Origin of the sequence: Skermanella aerolata KACC 11604 (genome assembly GCF_000936425.1) — a bacterium.
In the GTDB taxonomy this organism is placed as follows: domain Bacteria; phylum Pseudomonadota; class Alphaproteobacteria; order Azospirillales; family Azospirillaceae; genus Skermanella; species Skermanella aerolata.
Window position 1 is genome coordinate 23569 of record NZ_AVFK01000033.1, and the last position, 19377, is coordinate 42945.

Annotated in this window: 15 protein-coding genes; 9 read left to right on the top strand and 6 right to left on the bottom strand. The window is 63.2% G+C overall.

What is annotated here, in order from left to right; all coding sequences use genetic code 11:
- Positions 1–32: 32 nt before the first annotated feature.
- The 7 genes from N826_RS28860 to N826_RS28890 all read left to right on the top strand — a co-directional run bounded on the left by N826_RS28860 (position 33) and on the right by N826_RS28890 (position 9540).
- On the top strand, positions 33–1886 hold the full coding sequence (locus N826_RS28860; protein WP_044434606.1) for a sigma-54-dependent Fis family transcriptional regulator: 1854 nt from the start codon (positions 33–35) through the stop codon (positions 1884–1886).
- Entirely contained in the window at positions 1879–2157 is a 279-nt protein-coding gene (locus N826_RS28865; protein ID WP_052832232.1) for a helix-turn-helix domain-containing protein, read from the top strand. The genes N826_RS28860 and N826_RS28865 overlap by 8 nt, the downstream gene beginning before the upstream one ends.
- Positions 2158–2594: 437 nt before the next feature.
- Entirely contained in the window at positions 2595–3035 is a 441-nt protein-coding gene (locus N826_RS28870) for a MerR family transcriptional regulator (RefSeq protein ID WP_084721263.1), read from the top strand.
- 57 nt (positions 3036–3092) lie between these two features.
- Positions 3093–4229 (top strand): thiolase family protein, encoded by a 1137-nt coding sequence (locus N826_RS28875; RefSeq protein ID WP_044434609.1) that lies wholly within the window; start codon positions 3093–3095, stop codon positions 4227–4229.
- 35 nt (positions 4230–4264) lie between these two features.
- Positions 4265–6610 carry a 3-hydroxyacyl-CoA dehydrogenase/enoyl-CoA hydratase family protein gene (locus N826_RS28880; protein WP_044434611.1) on the top strand — a complete coding sequence of 782 codons (2346 nt, stop codon included), beginning with the start codon at positions 4265–4267 and terminating at the stop codon, positions 6608–6610.
- Between the two features lie 14 nt (positions 6611–6624).
- Positions 6625–8421, top strand: coding sequence for an acyl-CoA dehydrogenase C-terminal domain-containing protein (locus N826_RS28885; RefSeq protein WP_044434613.1), 1797 nt, complete (start codon positions 6625–6627; stop codon positions 8419–8421).
- Positions 8422–8880: 459 nt separating this feature from the next.
- A complete protein-coding gene (locus N826_RS28890; protein ID WP_044434615.1) occupies positions 8881–9540 on the top strand; it encodes a LuxR C-terminal-related transcriptional regulator in 660 nt (219 codons plus the stop codon).
- Positions 9541–9649: 109 nt separating this feature from the next.
- On the opposite strand, the gene N826_RS28895 is transcribed toward N826_RS28890, so the two are convergent.
- The gene (locus N826_RS28895) at positions 9650–11356 is read right to left on the bottom strand and encodes a long-chain-fatty-acid--CoA ligase (RefSeq protein ID WP_044434617.1); all 1707 of its coding nucleotides are present in this window, start codon (positions 11354–11356) and stop codon (positions 9650–9652) included.
- Between the two features lie 396 nt (positions 11357–11752).
- On the opposite strand from N826_RS28895, the gene N826_RS45795 reads away from it, so the two are divergent.
- The gene (locus tag N826_RS45795; RefSeq protein ID WP_169789429.1) at positions 11753–12391 is read left to right on the top strand and encodes a cold-shock protein; all 639 of its coding nucleotides are present in this window, start codon (positions 11753–11755) and stop codon (positions 12389–12391) included.
- Positions 12392–12490: 99 nt separating this feature from the next.
- Here N826_RS45795 and N826_RS28905 read toward each other — a convergent pair whose 3' ends face one another.
- The 5 genes from N826_RS28905 to N826_RS28925 form a co-directional block, all read right to left on the bottom strand.
- Positions 12491–12844 carry an HVO_A0114 family putative DNA-binding protein gene (locus N826_RS28905; protein ID WP_044434619.1) on the bottom strand — a complete coding sequence of 118 codons (354 nt, stop codon included), beginning with the start codon at positions 12842–12844 and terminating at the stop codon, positions 12491–12493.
- On the bottom strand, positions 12841–13074 hold the full coding sequence (locus N826_RS28910) for a toxin-antitoxin system TumE family protein (RefSeq protein ID WP_244619694.1): 234 nt from the start codon (positions 13072–13074) through the stop codon (positions 12841–12843). Before N826_RS28910 ends, N826_RS28905 begins: the two co-directional genes overlap by 4 nt.
- A gap of 148 nt (positions 13075–13222) precedes the next feature.
- Complete coding sequence (locus N826_RS28915; RefSeq protein WP_084721265.1) at positions 13223–14404, bottom strand: osmoprotectant NAGGN system M42 family peptidase; 1182 nt, start codon at positions 14402–14404, stop codon at positions 13223–13225.
- A 26-nt stretch (positions 14405–14430) separates the two neighbouring features.
- Positions 14431–16191, bottom strand: a complete 1761-nt coding sequence (gene ngg / locus N826_RS28920) for an N-acetylglutaminylglutamine synthetase (protein WP_044434623.1) — start codon at positions 16189–16191, stop codon at positions 14431–14433.
- Positions 16192–16193: 2 nt separating this feature from the next.
- Positions 16194–17966 carry an N-acetylglutaminylglutamine amidotransferase gene (locus N826_RS28925; protein WP_044434625.1) on the bottom strand — a complete coding sequence of 591 codons (1773 nt, stop codon included), beginning with the start codon at positions 17964–17966 and terminating at the stop codon, positions 16194–16196.
- 566 nt (positions 17967–18532) lie between these two features.
- On the opposite strand from N826_RS28925, the gene N826_RS28930 reads away from it, so the two are divergent.
- Entirely contained in the window at positions 18533–19204 is a 672-nt protein-coding gene (locus N826_RS28930) for an OmpW/AlkL family protein (protein ID WP_044434626.1), read from the top strand.
- The last annotated feature ends 173 nt before the right edge of the window (positions 19205–19377 follow it).

The following is a 19377-nucleotide window of genomic DNA, read 5'->3' on the forward strand; positions in this document are numbered from 1 at the left end:
CCATTCAACCGAGGGACCAGGGAGGAGCAGGCATGGGATCGATCACGCGTCCGGCCACGCTGACACCGGAAATCCGCCAGTCCTGGGAACGCTGCCTTGAAGCGGGCCTCGACCCGCACCGACCTCCCGAACCGGTCTACGCCGACGCGGCCACGGTGCGCGAAGCGCGCGACCGGCACGAGCTGACGCGCCGGCTGGCGCTGGCCGAGATGCACAACCTCTATCACCAGATCTCCGGCTCCAACTTCATGATCGCCTTGGGCGATCCCGGCGGCATGGTGCTGGACACCATCACCGACGACACTTTCCGCACCACGGCGGAAGCGAAGAATATCCGCGCCGGTGGCCTGTGGGGGGAGTTGCAGCAAGGCACCAACGCGCTGGGGCTGGCGTCGGCCATGAAAGCGCCGGTGACGGTCCACGGCCCTGAGCATTTCTTCCGGATGTATGACGGCTTGACCTGCAACGCCGCCCCGATCTTCGGCCCCTCGGGCGAGATCGCCGGCATACTGGACGCATCGAGCGATTGCCGCTCCCGCCAGCGCCACACGATGGCCCTGGTCAAGATGTCGGTCCGCCAGATCGAGAACGGCTTGTTCCGCGACCTCCACCGCAACGACCTTGTGCTGATCTTCCACACGCGGGCGGAATACCTGCGGACCCTCAGCGCCGGCCTGCTGGCGGTCGATCCAACCGGCACGATCATCGCCGCCAGCGCGCAGGCCGCGTTCTTCCTGCAAGGCCTGCCGGCACGGCCGGGACACCACTTCGCCGAACTGTTCCGCACCGGCTTCCTCGACTTTCTGGACGAGAGCCACCGCCGCGACCGGGTGCGCCTGGAAGACCATGAGGGCAGCAGCTACGTCGTGGCGATCGACAACCTGCACAAGGTCTGCCCGCTCCACCGCCATCAAGAGCCGAAGCCCAAGTCCCAGCCCCGTCCCGCACCCCGCACGCCGTCCCCCGACTTCATCGCCGAAGATCCTGCCGTAACCGCCCTACTGACCCAGGTCGCCGGCGCCACGGCCCGAGGCGTCCCGATCCTGATCCGAGGCCCGACGGGGACCGGCAAGGAGTTGATGGCCCGCCACGCCCACGCCGTCAGCGGCCGCACCGGCGCCTTCGTCCCCGTCAATTGTGCCGCCCTCCCCGACACCCTGATCGAAGCCGAACTGTTCGGCTATGCCGAGGGCGCCTTCACCGGAGCGCGACGCGGCGGCGCCAAAGGATTAGTGAACGAAGCCGACGGCGGCACCCTGTTCCTGGACGAGATCGGCGACATGCCGGTCCAGTTGCAAAGCATCCTGCTCCGCCTGCTGGACGACTGGACCATCCGCCCCGTCGGAAGCTCCGCCCGCCGGACCGTCGATGTCCAACTCGTCGCCGCCACCAACGCGAACCTGGAAGAAGCCGTCCAAACCGGCCGCTTCCGCGCCGACCTACTCTACCGCCTGAACACGATCGAGATAACCCTGCCCCCCTTGGCCGAGCGCAAGGACTTCCACCGCATCGCCAGACACCTGCTCCACATCATCGACCCGGCAGCGTCAATCGCCGACACGGCGCTGGCCCTGCTGGCGCAACGCCCCTGGCCCGGCAACGTCAGGGAACTCCGCAGCGTCCTGACCCGCCTTGCGATCACCGCCGACCGCAGCGTCATCGGAGCCGAACACCTCAACGCCCCCGCCCCGCCGCCCGCACCGGCACCCGCCTCGACCCTGGAGCGGGCGGTTATCGATCAAGTCGTAGCGACCTGGGAGCAGTCCGGACGAAACATCACCGAAACCGCCCGCCGCTTGGGCGTCACTCGGAATACCGTTTACAAGAAGCTCCGAACCATGAGCAATTACGTAAAATCTGGTCCAAGAGGCGGCATCGATGACTAACTCCGCACAGATCATCCGGGATCAAAACGGTAATCCCGCTTTTGCCGTGTTGCCCATCGACGAGTACGAGCGGCTGCTGGAAGTAGCCGACGAAGCTGCAAGCATCCGCACGTATGACGCTTACAAGGCTACCCAACCGGAAACCTTCCCCGATGAAGTTGCCTCCCGGCTTCTGAATAGTGAGCATCCGGTAAAAGTGTTCCGCGAATACCGAGGCATGACCCAAACTCAACTTGCCGAGGCCGCCTGCCTCCGCCAAGCCTACGTGTGACAGATGGAGGCTGGCGCTCGCATTGGCACCATCGATGTTGTCAAGCGGACAGCCGAAGCGTTACGGGTAGATCTTGATGATTTGACCTGACCAGCAGCATCCAATTCGGAAAATTTCAATCGGGCCAGAACCAGAAATTGTTATATTTTGGAAAATTTATTATTAGTTAAGTATAATTTTAACACGAATGGACACGGATTTCTCACGGATGAACACGGATAATATCAAACGTTGATTTCACCACGGCACCGGGAGCGATCAAATTTTCTCCTATCCGTGTTCATCCGTGGGAAATCCGTGTCCATCCGTGTTCCTGTCAACCCACTCGACCCCAACACCCCCGCCCCATCATCCACCCCCTTGACGTCCAGCGCCGATTCTCATACCTTACGTTTACGTAAACGTTATGCCACTCCCTGAACGCGCGGTGACAAATCATGCTCAGTATGACCGATCCGCCGGAAGAGGCGGGAGAAGAGCGGACTTTTACCATCAGCGAGTTGGCCGATACGTTCCAGGTCACTCCCCGCACGATCCGCTTCTACGAGGACCAGGGGCTGCTGTCGCCCAGGCGCGACGGGCTCAATCGGGTCTACAGCCATCGTGACCGCGCCCGGCTGACGCTGATCTGCCGGGGCAAGCGGCTGGGCTTCAGTCTGGCGGAGATCAAGGATTTTCTCGACCTCTACGATGTCGATGACCGGCAGATCGAGCAGATGCGCTTCGTACTGGCCCATGGGCGAGAGCGGATCGCCTCGCTGGAGGTCCAGCTTGTCGATGTCCAGCAGACGCTGAGCGAGTTGCGGGCGCTGGAAAGCCAGATCGTCGAACACCTCAAGGCCGCCGGTGCGGCGCCGGACAAGAACACCAAGAAATAGCTTCCGAAGAAATAGACCCAACTAACCAAATCAAGTCGGTGAGGAGCATTCAGCGTCATGAAGAACGTGGTTATCGCCGGGTATGTCCGGTCGCCGTTCCACTTCGCGAACAAGGGCAAGCTGGCGCGCATCCGCCCCGACGATCTGGCGGCGCAGGTCGTCAACGGCCTACTCAAGCAGACCGGCGTCGATCCGAATGAGATCGAGGACATCATGCTGGGCTGCGCCTTCCCCGAAGGCGAGCAGGGTTTCAACGTCGCGAAGCTGGTCGGCATGCTGGCGAATCTGCCGCAGAGCGTCGCCGGCACCACCATCAACCGCTTCTGCGGATCGTCGATGCAGGCGATCCACATGGCCGCCGGTGCGATCCAGATGGATGCCGGCCACGCCTTCATCGCGGGCGGGATCGAAAGCATGAGCCGGGTGCCCATGATGGGCTTCAACCCGATGCCGAACCCGAAGCTGGCCGAAAGCAACCCCGGCGCCTACATGGCGATGGGCATCACCGCCGAAAACCTCGCGACCAAATACCAGTTCACCCGCGAAGCCCAGGAAGCGGTCGCCGTCGAAAGCCACCGCAAGGCGGCGGAAGCGCAGGCCTCGGGCCGCTTCGACGACGAGATCGTGGCGATCAAGACGCCCGACGGCGTAGTCGATAAGGACGGCTGCATCCGCGCAGACACCACCCCGCAAAGCCTCGCCGCCCTCAAGGCCGCGTTCCTGGCCGAGGGTACCGTGACGGCGGGTACCGCCAGTCCGCTGACCGACGGCTCCTCCGCCACCCTCGTCACATCGGAAGAATTCGCCCGCGCCCACGGTCTTCCGATCCTGGCGCGCATCAAGTCGATCGCCGTGTCCGGCTGCGATCCGACGATCATGGGCTACGGCCCGGTCCCCTCGACCCAGAAGGCGCTGAAGCGCGCCGGGATCACCGTCAAGGACCTTGATATCGTGGAGAGCAACGAGGCCTTCGCGGTGCAGGCGATGACCGTGGCGCAGGAGCTTGGCTTCGACGGCGCCAAGGTCAACCTCGACGGCGGCGCGCTGGCGCTCGGCCATCCGCTCGGCGCCACCGGCGCCCGGATCACCGGCAAGGCGGCCCAGCTGCTGAAGCGGGAGGGCGGGCAGTTCGCGCTTTCGACCCAGTGCATCGGCGGCGGTCAGGGGATCGCCACCGTCCTTGAAGCGGTCTGACACGCAGCAATAAGCCGAACCCGAGGAGACGCTTCATGGAAATCCGCAGCGCAGCCGTGATCGGCGCCGGCGTGATGGGCAGCGGCATCGCGGCACATATCGCCAATGCCGGCATCCCTGTCTTCCTGCTCGACATCGTGCCGCAGGACGTCAAGGACGGACGCGGCAACGACCGCAGCGTGGTTGCCCGCACGGCCATCGAGAAGATGCTGAAGACCGACCCCGCGCCCTTCATGCACAAGAAGAACGCCCGGCTGGTCACCCCCGGCAACATCGACGACGATCTGGAAAAGCTGGCGACCGTGGACTGGATCGTCGAAGCCGTGGTCGAGAACCCCGCCGTCAAGTCGGACCTCTACGCCCGGCTGGACAAGGTGCGGAAGCCCGGTTCCATCGTCTCCTCCAACACCTCGACCATCCCGCTGAAGAACCTGATCGAGGGCCAGAGCGACCGATTCGCCCAGGATTTCCTGATCACCCACTTCTTCAATCCGCCGCGCTACATGCGCCTGCTGGAAGTCGTTTCCGGCCCCGCCACCCGCGCCGAAGCCGTGACATCCCTCAGCACCTTCGCCGACAAGCGGCTGGGCAAGGGCGTCGTGCAGTGCAAGGACCGCCCCGGCTTCATCGCCAACCGGATCGGCACCTACTGGATTCAGGCCGCGATCAACGAGGCGATGGACCTTGGCCTGACGGTGGAAGAGGCCGACGCCGTGGTCGGCCGCCCGATGGGCATTCCGAAGACCGGCGTGTTCGGGCTGGTCGATCTGGTCGGCCTGGACCTGATGCCCTATGTCAGCCGTTCGCTCCTGAAGACCTTGCCGCCCGGCGATCCGTACCGCGACATCTACCGGGAGCCGGAGTTGTTCACCCGCATGATCGCGGAGGGCTATACCGGCCGCAAGGGCAAGGGCGGCTTCTACCGGATGAACAAATCGGGCGGCGCCAGGGTCAAGGAAGCGGTCGATCTCCAGACCGGCCAGTACCGCCCGGCCGGCAAGCCGTCGCTCGATAGCGTCGCCGCCGCCAAGGGCGGCCTGCGCAAGCTTGTCGAGCATCCGGATAAGGGCGGGACCTATGCCCGCCGCGTGCTGGTCGGGCTGCTGAGTTACGCCGCCGGGCTGGTGCCCGAGATCGCCGACGACATTACCGGCGTCGATCAGGCGATGCGGCTCGGCTACAACTGGAAATTCGGCCCGTTCGAGCTGATCGACCAGCTAGGAGCCGACTGGCTGGCCGACGCCCTGAGGGCCGAGGGCAAGGCCGTCCCGGCCCTGCTGGAAACGGCTTCGGGCAAGACGTTCTACCGCACCGAAAACGGCAAGCTCCAGTTCCTCACCACGGAAGGCGGTTACGCCGATCTGGTCCGCCCGGAAGGCGTGCTGCTGCTGTCCGATATCAAGCGCGCCGGCAAGCCGATCGCCCGCAATGCCTCCGCCTCGCTCTGGGACATCGGCGACGGCGTCGCCTGCCTGGAGTTTACGGGCAAGATGAACGCCCTGGACAGCGACGTGATGGCGCTGATCCGGAAGGCCGCCGGCATGATCGGCGATGGCAAGGGGGATTGGAAGGCGCTGGTCGTCCATAACGAGGGCGACAACTTCTCGGTCGGCGTCAACCTCGGCCTCGCCTTGTTCGCGGTCAATATCGCGCTGTGGCCGCAGGTCGAGCAGACCGTCCAGGAAGGCCAGGAGACCTACAAGGCGCTGAAATACGCCCCCTTCCCCGTCGTCGCCGCTCCGTCGGGCATGGCGCTGGGCGGAGGCTGCGAGATCCTGCTGCACTGCGCCGCCGTCCAAGCCCATGCCGAAACCTATATGGGTCTGGTCGAAGTCGGCGTTGGCGTCATCCCCGGCTGGGGCGGCTGCAAGGAGATGCTGACCCGCGCCACGCTCAACAAGAAGCGCCCCGGCGGCCCGATGCCGCCGATCGCCCAGACCTTCGAGACGATCAGCCTCGCCAAGGTAGCGAAGTCGGCGGACGAGGCACGCGACCTGATGTTCTTGCGTCCAACCGACGGCATCACGATGAACCGCGACCGCCTGCTGGCCGACGCGAAGGCCAAGGCGCTGGCATTGGCCGCGGATTACAAGCCGCCGGAGCCGGTGAAGCTCCGCCTGCCCGGCCCGACCGCCAGGGCGGCGCTCGATCTGGCGGTGGAAGGTTTTCAGCTTCAGGGAAAGGCCACGCCCCATGACGTGACGGTTTCCTCGGCGCTGGCCAGCGTGCTCAGCGGCGGCGACACCGACATCACGGTGGAACTGGACGAGGACGAGTTGCTGGAACTGGAGCGCACCGCCTTCATGAGACTCGTCCGGAACAGCAACACCGTCGCCCGGATCGAACACATGCTCACCACCGGCAAGCCGTTGCGGAACTGAGGGAGTACGTAAACATGCCGACCTACAAGGCGCCTCTGAACGACGTCCGTTTCGTGCTCAACGAAGTCTTCTCCGTTGGCCAACTTGCCGAATTGCCCGGTCACGAGGACCATACCCCCGACCTGATCGAAGCGGTGCTGGAGGAAGGCGCCAAGCTGGCTGAAAACGTGCTCCAGCCGCTCAATCGCTCCGGCGACGAGGAAGGCTGCCACTACGAGAACGGCGTTGTCCGCACCCCCGCCGGTTTTCCGGAGGCCTATGCCCAGTTCATCGCCGGCGGCTGGACGGGAGTGTCCGCCGATCCGGAATACGGCGGCCAGGGCTTGCCCCATGTCGTCAACTTCGTGCTGGAGGAGTTCCTGTGCTCCGCCAACCTGTCGTTCGGCATGTATCCGGGCCTTAGCCACGGTGCCTACAACGCGCTCTACCTGCACGGCACCGACGAACTGAAGCGCGCCTACCTGCCGAAGCTGGTGGACGGTACGTGGTCCGGGACGATGTGCCTGACGGAGCCGCATTGCGGCACCGACCTCGGCATGATCCGGACCAAGGCGGTGCCGGACGACAGCGGCGACGGGTCGTTCGCGATCACCGGCACCAAGATCTTCATCTCGGCCGGCGAGCACGACCTGACCGAGAACATCCTTCATCTGGTACTGGCGAAACTGCCCGACGCTCCCCCCGGCACCAAGGGCATCAGCCTGTTCCTGGTTCCCAAGTTTCTCCCGCGTGATGACGGCACGCCGGGCATGCGCAACGGCGTCCTGTGCGGTTCGATCGAGCACAAGATGGGCATCAAGGCCTCATCCACCTGCGTGATGAATTTCGACGCCGCGAAGGGCTGGCTGGTCGGTCAGCCCCACAAGGGCATGCGCGCCATGTTTACCATGATGAACGCGGCGCGCCTCGGCGTAGGCATCCAGGGCCTCGGTCTGGCCGAAGTCAGCTATCAGAACGCCGTCAGCTACGCCCGTGACCGGCTTCAGGGCCGCTCGCTGACGGGGACCAAGGCGCCGGAAAAGCCGGCCGATCCGATCATCGTTCACCCCGACGTCCGAAAAAATCTTATGACCATGCGGGCCTATACCGAAGGCTGCCGCGCTCTCGCCTGCTGGATAGGCCTGAACATAGACATATTCAGCAAGCATCCCGATCCGGCCGTCAGGGCGGAAGCCGACGATCTGGTGGCGCTGATGACTCCTGTCGTGAAGGCGTTCTTCACCGATATAGGATTCGAGACGACCAACATGGGCGTCCAGATCTATGGCGGGCACGGCTACATCCGCGAATACGGCATGGAACAGTTCGTCCGCGACGCCCGGATCGCCCAGATCTACGAAGGCGCCAACGGTATCCAGGCGCTCGATCTGGTCGGCCGAAAGCTGCCGCAGGACATGGGCCGCCTGCTCCGGCGGTTCTTCCATCCGGTGTCGGAGTTCCTGGAGGAGAACCAGGAAGACCCTGCCCTGCTGGAATTCGTCATCCCGCTCGCCAAAGCGTTCGGCAAGCTCCAGCAGGCGACGGCGCTGATCGCCCAGCGCGGCATGAAGAACCCGGACGAGGCGGGAGCCGCCTCCACCGACTACCTGCGCCTGTTCGCGCTGGTGGCTGTCGGCTTCATGTGGGTTCGGATGGTCAAGGTGGCGCAGGCGAAACTGCCTCAGGCCAACGGCGATGCCCGTTTCTACGACACCAAGATCAGGACGGCGCGCTTCTACGTGACCAAACTGCTGCCGCAGGTCAACGCCCTGTTCCTGACGATCATGGCCGGCTCGGCACCCTTGATGGACATCGACGCCGACGCCTTCTGATTCTCGTATATCTATCCGAGTATGGAAGAAAAGGGTGTCCGCTAGCGGCGGGCACCCTTTTTCGCATGATCATCGAAAACCGAGTCGCGGTGGAGGAACACCTTTCGAACTCCCCTCAACCCGCTTCAACCATGATTCGCACCGTCGAATAGGCCAACTTCAGGTTGGAACAGCTATAGACACCCCAAACTCTAGGTCTAACAGGCTATGCCTCACGGACATAAAGCATATGACGCTCAGCAATAATCGGTTTGATCGGACAATAGGCGGATCTAAAAACTATCCGTATCATCATATATGTTGGTTGCATATCGGCAACACAGGCCAAGGCTCCTATGTATACTTAGAGATACAAGGGTCGATAGGGTTTCTTAATGAACAAAATAGTATCCTAGGCGATGAGATTACCTCATATTTGAGTGTGTGCCGCTTAGGCCAAAAAACGGGAAGGGTTATGACATGCGTATTCTGATCGGAGACGACCACGCCTTGTTCCGCGAAGGCATCAACCGCCTTCTCGAACAGATTTTCCCCGACGCCGAGTATCTCCAGGCTGCAACCTATGATGAAACGGTAGCGTACTGCTCCGGCTCGCAACCGCCCGACCTGATCCTGACGGATCTCCAGATGCCGGGCTGGCCGGGTTTCGAAGGTATCCGCCACATCCGGAACCTGCTGCCGCAGACGCCGCTCGTCGTCGTCTCCGCGTCGGAGAACGGGGCCGATGCCCGCATGGCGCTGGACCACGGCGCCGGCGGCTTCATTCCCAAGTCCTCCAGCGTCCAGATCATGGTCAGCGCCCTGCGTCTGGTCCTGGCCGGCGGCGTCTACGTCCCGCATGCGCTGCTTCAGTCTGGCACCAGCGGCCTGACCAGCAACCCCCGCGACCACGTGGCCCCGTCTTCCTCGTCCGACCTGGGGAGCAACGTCAACCTGACCCAGCGCCAGCGCGACGTGCTGAACTGCCTGCGCGAAGGCAAGTCCAACAAGCAGATCGCCTATGAGCTCGGCCTGTCCGAGGGTACGGTGAAGATCCACGTCACGGCGATCTTCAAGTCGCTGAACGTGAAGAACCGCACCCAGGCCGTCATCAGTGCCTCCCGCTACGCGATGCGCTGACCGTCCAGCTTTCTGACCCGAAGACCCTTCCCGCCTCAGTCCGCAACCGGTCGAACGACCGGGTGCGGTTTGACGCGGCACAGAGAAGCCGCCAGGGGCACCGGGCCTTCTAGCGCTCGCGCTGTTCCAGCCGCCGGCTCTCTTCCTCCAGAAGCGCCTTGCGCGACAGCTTGCCGATCATCGTCTTGGGCAGTTCGTCGCGGATCTCCAACTGCTTGGGGATCTCTATCGGCGACAGCTTGTCCCTCAGGAACTCCGCCAGATCCTCACGCGTCAGGTGATGGCCCTCGGTCAGCGTGACATAGGCCTTCACGGTCTGGCCGCGATAAGGGTCGGGCACGCCCGCGACCACGCACTCCGACACGGCGGGGTGCAGGTAGATCGCTTCCTCGACATTGCGCGGATAGACGTTGTAGCCGCCGCACAGGATCATGTCCTTGATGCGGTCCACGATGAACGTGTAGCCGTCCTCGTCCATATAGCCGACGTCGCCGGTATGGAGCCGCCCGTCCGCCATCGCCTCGGCCGATTCCGCCGGACGCTTCCAGTAGCCCTGCATCACCTGCGGGCCGCGAATGCAGACCTCCCCCTTCTCGCCCTGCGCCACCAGCTTGGATCGGTCGTCCAGGCTGACGATCTCGATCACCGTGCCCGGCAGCGGGATGCCGATGGAGCCGGGCTTGTTGACGCCGTACATGGGGTTGGCGGTGGCGACCGGAGAAGTTTCCGACAGTCCGTAGCCCTCCACCAGCTTGCAGCCGGTCTTGCTCTCGAAGGCATGCTTGACCTCGACCGGCAGCGGCGCGCCGCCCGACAGGCAGAAGCGGATCGACGACAGGTCGTACGAGCCGATATCCTTGTGGTTGACGATGGCGGTGTAGATCGTCGGAACGGCGGGAAACAGCGTCGGCTTCTTCGACTGGATCAGCTTGATCACCTGTTCCAGGTCGAACCGGGGCACCAGCACCATCTCGGCGCCCATGGCGAGCGGCAGGTTCATCACGCCGGTCATGGCGAAGACATGGAACAGCGGCAACACCCCCAGCATCCGTTCTTGGCCCGGCCGCGCATCGGAGCACCACATCCGCGACTGGACGGCGTTGGCGTAGATGTTGGCATGGGTCAGCATGGCGCCCTTGGGCACGCCGGTCGTCCCTCCGGTATACTGAAGCACCGCCACGTCCTGGAGCGGATCGACGGTTATCGGCTCCGGCTTGCCGGGATTGCCGATCAGCCGGGCGAAGGGAACGTGCCGATGGTCCGACGGGATCTTCGCGATGTCCTTGCGCTTGAAGACCGGGAACAGCCAGTTCTTGGGGAACGGCAGGATGTCCGCCATCTTCGCCACGACGATCTGCTTCAGCCGCGTCTCCTGGAGCATCTTGGCGATCTTGCCGTACAGCAGGGCCAGATCGAGCGTGACCATGATGTCCGTCTCGCTGTCCTCGATCTGCTTCGCGACCTCCCGCTCGGCATAGAGCGGGTTGAAGTTCACGACGATGCCGCCGGCTTTCAAGATGCCGTAGTAGCAGATGACGAAATAGGGCGTGTTGGGCAGGAACAGGCCGACCTTGCTGCCTTTCCCCACCCCCAGCGCCTGGAAGCCACGCGCCGCCCTATCCACCAGCGCGCCGATCTGCGCATAGGTATAGCGCTTGTCCATAAAGTCGATGCAGGGACGGTCGCCGTACCGGGCCACCGCATCGTCCATCAGGCGATAAAGCGGGGCCACGGGGATATCCGCGTGCCAGTCGATCTCAGGGGGATATGAGCTTTCCCAAGGGTATCGCGCGGGCGTCAGTGCCGGATCGGACATTTATCAGTCTCCCTGCTTCCCATCGTCGCCGCGGCATTGTCACCCCTGCCGCTTGCCAGCCTCCCACAACTCCCTAACGCTACTTGCCGTTTACGTAAAGGTCAAGAATTGTGCGGATTGCGCGTTTTTTCGCCGAATTCCACCAAAATTGCACAGACCGTTCTGTTTAAAGAATAAGCTCCCCTATTGAAAGAGTAGGGTGAACAAAAAATTACACTGGAGACTCAAATTTTTCTGTGCATAAAATCATGACGGGGGCAGGCACGGGGCGACAACCGGCGCTACCCTCGAAGGTGTTAACCGCGCGCGGCGCTGTTCGAAGGTTCTGCACACTTGTCTCGCTTCAGTCAGCACAATGCCTCGTCGTTCGACGATGGCGCCCAGGCTCGGGCCCTGGTGAAATGGTTTAATGTAACCAAGGGCTTTGGTTTCGTCGCTCCGGTTGACGGATCTCCGGACGCATTCCTCCACATTTCGGTATTGAACAGAGCAGGCCTTCAGGAGCTGAGCGACGGCACCGAGATCGTGTGCAACATCAGCCAGGGTCCCAAGGGTCCCCAGGTGACGCGAATCGTCGAAGTGGTCGGCGGCGCGCCGGCTCCCCGGCAGCCCAGCGCGGACCGCTACGGCGACCGTGGCGGCGGCGACCGCTATGGCGACCGCGACAGCTACGGCGGGGGCGGTTACGGCGGCGACCGCTACAGCGATCGCGGCGGCTATGGCGGCGGCGGCGATCGTTACGGCAGCAGCGACCGCTACGGCAGCAGCAGCGACCGTTATGGCGACAGCGACTACGGCTCCCCCGCCCCCGGCGGCCCGGAAGTCGAGATGTCCGGCACCGTGAAGTGGTTCAAGCCCGACAAGGGCTTCGGCTTCGTCACCGCAGACGACGCCAGCAAGGATGTCTTCGTCCACAAGAGCGTCCTGCGCCGCTGCGGCCTGCTCCAGCTCGAAGCCGGCCAGCGTGTCCAGATGCGCGTCCAGGACGCCTCGAAAGGCCGTGAAGCGACCTGGATTCTGCCGCTCGATAACTGATGGCGTGAATCAGGAAAAACGATGGCCGGGTCTTACCGATGTGAGGCCCGGCCTGTTTTTTTTGGATATGAACTAGTGTGGTTATGCGAACGAGACCCGCTACATCACGATCTCGGTCTTTATTCGCTCATATTGAGCGATCAACACATCGTCGTTGCGTTCAATTAGACCGACCGCGATCAAAGCCTCCACGTCATCATGAACGCGCCGATAGGGCCGTCCCAACGCCCGTGCCAAAGCCGCCACCGACGGTTCGGGGTGATGATGTACGTGACGTAGAAGCTCGACCCTTTTGGGGGTCAGGACGCGGGTAAGCGCTGTCCACGACTCGAATGCCAAGTGGCGTTCCTGAAATACTTCACCACGCTGAGCACGCTTCCAGGCATCGACGAAAGCTGCTCCATCGTCCTGGATGCTGCCGCCCACACTGATGGTCATGTCGATTTCAGTCATGATTCGCCCCGAGCAAAGCTTACATCGTCGAGAAAGTCTGCGATCGACCGTTCTATCGTGGTGAAGACGTATGGAACCTCGCCGTCACTCAGATGCTTATGGTCACCTTTGCCGCGTTCATTATCGTATCCAATCAGCCGCTCCCCTCCACTTCCATAGAAGAGGCTGTACTTGAAGCCATGATTGGTCGGCGGCACCGGTTCCGGTACCTGCCAGATTTTCATTTCCATGATTGCGCCATCGTCGAACTCGCGACGACGCTGAAACAATAGAACTGCCTTGGGCCTCTGAGACATAGGACATGGAGTGTCATAGCCTCGGTTGCAAGGCAAGAGGCAGCTTGTCGCGCTATCCGCACCGCTGCCCCCCTCCCCCTCACTACACCGTTTCGGCCGGTTCCGTCTTCTGATGCGGGAAGCCGGTCAACGGTCCCATGACGTGGCGGTCGCGCTCGATGGTCACGTCGCTCTGCATGTACAGCGCCACCAGTTCCGCCAGCGAACGCAGCGCGTGGACATGCGTCCGCTCGTAACCGTGTGAGCTGTCGACCCCGAAGCAGACCAGCGCCGTGCGGATGTCGTTGCCGGCCTCGATGGCGGCGGCGCTGTCGCAGCGGTAGTAGCGGAAGATGTCGCGCTGGTGCCGGATGTCGTAGTCGCTGCACAGGTCCAGCAGCTTGTGCGTCAGGTGGTAGTCGAACGGCCCCGTACTGTCGGCCATGGCGACCGTGACACCTGACTCCCGGCTGTTCTGTCCCGGCGCCGGAGTCGCGTTGTCGATCGACACCATCTCGGCCACGTCGCCATGCAGCACCGATGACGCTCCCGACCCGACCTCTTCCGAGATCGTCAGCAGCAGGTGGCAATCGACCGGCAGCGTCACGCCGGCGTCCAGCACCGCCTTCGCGGCACCGAACAGCACGGCGACGCCGGCCTTGTCGTCCAGATGGCGCGAGTTGATGAAGCCGTCCGGCTGGAACTCCGGCACCGGATCGATCGCGACGAAGTCGCCGACATTGAAGCCGTGGCGGATCAGGTCTGCGGTGTTCGAGCACACCGCATCGACCCGGACCTCCAGATTAGTCCAGGCGACCGGCTGGGTGTCGATCTCCTCGTTGAAGGTGTGCCCGGATGCCTTCAGCGGCAGGATGGTGCCGCGATACGACCCGTGGTCGGTGAAGATCGTGCAGCGTGCGCCCTCCGCGAAACGCGCCGACCACGTGCCGATCGCGACCACTTCCAGCCGCCCGTTGGGCTTCAACCCCTTCACCTGGGCGCCCAGCGTATCGACATGGGCGACGATGGCACGGTCCGGGCTGTTCAGCCGGCCCTTGATGTCGGCGCGGATAGCGCCGCGCCGGGTCAGTTCGAACGGGATGCCCAGCCGCTTCAGCTCACGGCCGCAAAAATGGACGATTTCGTCGGTGTAGCCGGTCGGGCTGGGGATCTTCAGCAGCTTCTCAAGCAGATCCAGCACATAGTCCATGTCGATTGCCGGGCGGGCGGGGGCGACGAACCCCTCTTCAGCGGCGGCACGTTTCTCCGAAGTTGAACCTTGCATGATTGGACTTCTCGTTTTCGTTGCCTCTATCCATTGGACAGAAGTTTGGTATTGGGGAACAGCAGGTCAACGAAACGTTCGGCAGTGGGCTGAGGTTCATGATTGGCTAGGCCGGGCCGCTCATTTGCCTCGATGATGACATAGTCCGGCTTGGTCACCGACGGCACCAGGAAGTCGAACCCTACCAGCGGGATGTCCAGCGCCTTGGCCCCGGCGATGGCAGCATCCACCAGCGTCCGGTGCAGTCGGTCGGTCACATCATGGATGGTCCCGCCGGTATGCAGGTTAGCGGTCTTGCGGACCGGCAGCACCGTTCCCTCCGGCAGCACGTCGTCCATGGAATAGCCGTTGGCCGCGACGCAGCGCTCGGTCTCGGCATCCATCGGGATCTTGCTCTCGCCGCCGGTCGCCGCCGACCGCCGTCGGCTCTGCGCCTCGATCAGGGCCGAGACCGTATGCTCGCCGGTCCCGGTCACCTCGGCGGGGCGGCGGATCGCGGCGGCCACCACGCGGTAGTCGATCACGATGATCCGCAGGTCGTCGCCCTGGAAGAACTGCTCCAGCAGCACCGTCTCGGCGTGGTTGCGCGCCTCGGCTACCGCCTTGGCGACCTCCTCCTCGGTCGTGACATCGACCGTGATGCCCTTGCCCTGCTCGCCCCTGGCCGGCTTGACCACGATGGAGCCGTGCTCCTTCAGGAAATCCTTGTTCTCCTCCGCCGTGCCGGCGACCTTCTGCGCCGGCACCTTCAGGCCGGCCTTCAGCATCAGCCGCCGGGTGACCGCCTTGTCGTCGCACCGGCTCATCGCGACGGCAGTCGTCAGCTCGCTCAGGCTCTCGCGGCACACGACCGAACGCCCGCCGAAGCTCAGCGTGAAATAGCCACCCTCGGCATCGACCACCTCGACCCCGATGCCGCGTCGCCGGGCCTCGTTGATGATGATCATGGCGTATGGGTTGAGCGTCTCGTCGGGCGGCGGCCCGACATAGAGCTTTTCGTTGATCGAGTTCTTCGTCTTCAAGGCGAACACCGGCACCCGTTGAAAACCCAGTTTCTCATATAGCGCTATCGCGTTGACGTTGTCGTGCATCACGGACAGGTCCATGAAGCTGCGCCCGCGCGCCTGGAAATGTTCCGCCAGCGTCCGCACCAGGTTCTCGCCGATGCCGGGGAACGACGCCTGCGGATCGACCGCCAGGCACCACAGCGACGACCCGTTCTCCGGATCGTCGAAAGCGCGCCCATGATCGACGCCCGTGACCGACCCGATCACGTTGTTGGTCGCCGAATCGACCGCCACGAAATAGGTCAGCACCCGGCTGTTGCGCTGGTCGTGGAAGAAGTGCGGCGGCACCTGGACCATGTTGCGGCCGGCATAGATGCGGTTGACAGCTTCGGCGTCCTCGACCGTGCGGAGCCGCCGCACGGTGAAACCGCGGGGACGCCGCCTGCCGGTGCGGTAGTTGGCCAGCCACAGCCTGTACGTATGGGAAGGGTCGAGGAACAGCTCCTGCGGCGCCAGCGACAGCGCCACGTGGGGATCGCGCAGGTACAGCGCGATATCGCGCCGTCCCTGCGTCTCGTCCCTCAGCGCCTTCGCCAGTTCCGGCAAGTCCGGGAAGGTATGGGCGAACAGCAGCCGCCCCCAGCCGCAATCGACCGTGACGTTCTCCGCCATTCCCTCCTGATCGGGATGCTTCTGGTCCTTGGCGTACCAGTTGCGGAGCGACGGCGCGTTGCGCCGTTCCAGACGGTGCCGGGTGCGGGGGTTCAGGGGCTGAGTCATGTTCAGATGCCGTGTGTCTGGAGCCAGTATTCCAAAAGTGCCACCTGCCACAGCTTGGAGCCGCGCAGGGGAGTGATGTGGGTTTCCGGCTCGGCCAGCAGCTTGTCGACGTAAGGCCGCTGGAAAAGCCCGCGCTCGCGCGCCTTTGGCTGATTCAACACGTCACGGACAAGGTCCAGATAGGGTCCCTTGAGGTATTTCAGCGCCGGCATCGGGAAATAGCCCTTGGGCCGGTCGATCACCTCCGACGGCACGACGCGGCGGCCGGCTTCCTTCAGCACGTATTTGCCGCCGTCCGCGATCTTCAGCTCCGGCGGGACACGCGCCGCCAGTTCCACCAGATCGTGGTCCAGGAACGGCACGCGGCCTTCAAGGCCCCAGGCCATCGTCATGTTGTCCACCCGTTTGACCGGGTCGTCCACCAGCATGACGTTGGTGTCCAGCCGCAGCGCCTTGTCGATCGGCCGGTCGGCGCCGGGTTGGGCGAAGTGGCGCTCGACGAACTTTCGGCTGTAGTCCTCGCCGACCATGCGCGGGTCGAGCACCTGCGCCATCTCCGCCTGATCGCGGTCGAAGAAGACACGGGCATAGTCGGAAACCGGGTCGCGGCTCTCCATCATCGGCGGATACCAGTGATAGCCGCCGAAGATCTCGTCGGCGCCCTGCCCGCTCTGGACGACCTTGACGTGCTTCGCCACTTCCTGCGACAGCAGGTAGAAGCCGATCGCGTCGTGGCTGACCATCGGCTCCGCCATCGCCCGCACGCAGTTCTCAAGCTCCGGCAGCGTCCGGGTGCTGTCGACGAACAACTTATGGTGGTCGGTCTCGAACCGCTTGGCGATGATGTCGGAATACTGGAACTCGTCGCCGACCTCGTTGCCGACCGTCTCGAACCCGATCGAGAACGTCTTGAGCCCGTGCTGCCCGGCTTCCGCCAGCAAGGCCACGATGATCGAGCTGTCGAGGCCGCCCGAAAGCAGCACGCCGACCGGCACATCCGACACCAGCCGCCGCTCCACCGCCTTGCGGAGCGTTTGCAGCACCAGGTCCTGCCAGTCCGATTCGGACAGTCGCTCGTCACCCTGCTGCGGCCCGAAATTGACGGTCCAGTAGACCTCCTCGCGCTTCGTTCCGTCGGCTTCGATGGTCAGCAACGTGGCCGGCGGCAGCTTGCGGACGCCCTTCAGGATCGTCATCGGCGCCGGGACGACGGCGTGGAAGCTCATGTAGTGGTGCAACGCTTCCGGGTCGATATCGGTATCGATCCCACCGCCCGCCAGCAGGGCCGGCAGGGTGGACGCAAACCGGATCATGCCCGGCGTTTCCGCCAGATAGAGCGGCTTGATGCCCAGGCGGTCGCGGCCCAGGACGACCTTGCCGCTGTCGCGCTCCCAGATCGCGAAGGCGAACATGCCGTAGAGCCTCTCGACGAACCGCGGCCCCCAGGCGTGATAGGCCTTCAGCATCACCTCGGTATCGCCGTGGGAGAAGAACCGGTAGCCCTGCCCTTCAAGCTCGGCGCGCAGTTCCGGGTAGTTGTAGATGCAGCCGTTGAAGACGATGGTTAGGCCGAGATCCGGATCGACCATGGGCTGCTGGGCGGCATCGGACAGATCGATGATCTTCAGGCGGCGATGTCCGAACGCCACGCGGCTCTGGGCGAAGACGCCGGCGCTGTCCGGACCGCGGGGAGCCAGAACCTCGGCCATGGCTCCGACGGCCCGGCTGCTGGCGGGATTTCGATCGAGCCTGATTTCACCGCAGATGCCACACATGGGTTTTCCGATCTCCTTGGCCTGATGATGGGGCCTGATGGTGTTGCCAAATAGTACTGCCATCCCCTCGGGGGGCGCGCCGTACTGTGGCGCAATCGCAACGGGTCCGAGGAAGTGTTGTCCGCGATGGACGACATGGATGCGCAGCCGCCTGTCTCAGCGCCTGTCTGAGCCATAAACGCATTCAAGCCAAATAGGTTTCGATAAGGCCTGCATCTACATGCAGCCGGTACAGTACAGTAATTTTTATTGGAGATTACATACCCACACAAACAACAAAGTCCTCAAGCTGCCAGGACTTCCCAATTTATTATTATCCGCTAGCAATTATTGCTGCACAAAATTCCATCATTATGCCCGTCTAATGCCTCTTTCATCGTATCAGACCTGTCGGTTGCTGATTAATGATGCTCAACCTGCTGCAACATAAACGTTCTTGCGGCTGATGGTAATCCAATCGTATTAATACCAAACCCTGGAAGGCCTATGACGTATGTGATAAACACCTGCTCCTGAGAGAAACAAGCCTGTTTCGAAAAAATTCAAAGAGCAATGGAGTGTCGCAAATGTCTCGTTCCTGGCGTGTCGCCTGTGCCGTTTCCGCCCTGACCGCAGCCCTGTATGCCGCGGGCACTCCGGCTCCGGCCAGCGCCGAGGAAATCGCCTTCAAGCCGAAGGCCGCCGGTGACATCAACATCCGCCTGCGCGGCATCGGCGTCGTCCCGACCGAGCGTGGCGACATCAAGACCGCCAGCGGCGTCGACACCACCCTGAACGCCCGTCTCGGCAACGCCTACGTTCCGGAAGTCGACGTTTCCTACTTCCTGACGCCGAACATCGCGCTCGAGCTGATCGCCGCCACCACCAAGCATGAAGTCGACGCCTCCAACGGCCTCGACATGGGCAGCGTATGGCTGCTGCCGCCGACCCTGACGGTTCAGTACCACTTCGCCCCGACCGCGCGCTTCAGCCCCTATGTCGGCGCCGGCCTGAACTACACCATCTTCTACAACGAGAAGAAGGGCGCCCTGCGCTCGATCAGCTACGACGACAACATCGGCTACGCCCTCCAGGCCGGTATCGACTATGCCATCGCCGGCGCCTGGTCGCTCAACCTGGACGTCAAGAAGCTGTGGCTGAACACCGACGTCAAGGCCAACCTGGGCGGCACCGCCCTGAAGGCCGACGTGGACATCAACCCCTGGATCTTCGGCGTCGGCGTCGGCTATCGCTTCTAGTTCCCGATCCGGCCTCGAAACCGGATAAAGTAAACGCGGCGGACCCCGGTCCGCCGCGTTTTCATTTTCTCGGGCGCCGTCCCACTCGGTCCGGAGCACGCTAACGTAGGTCGGGCCTCTTCAGCCCGACATCTAACGCCCCTGACCGGTCGAACACCTTCCGCCTTTGGCAT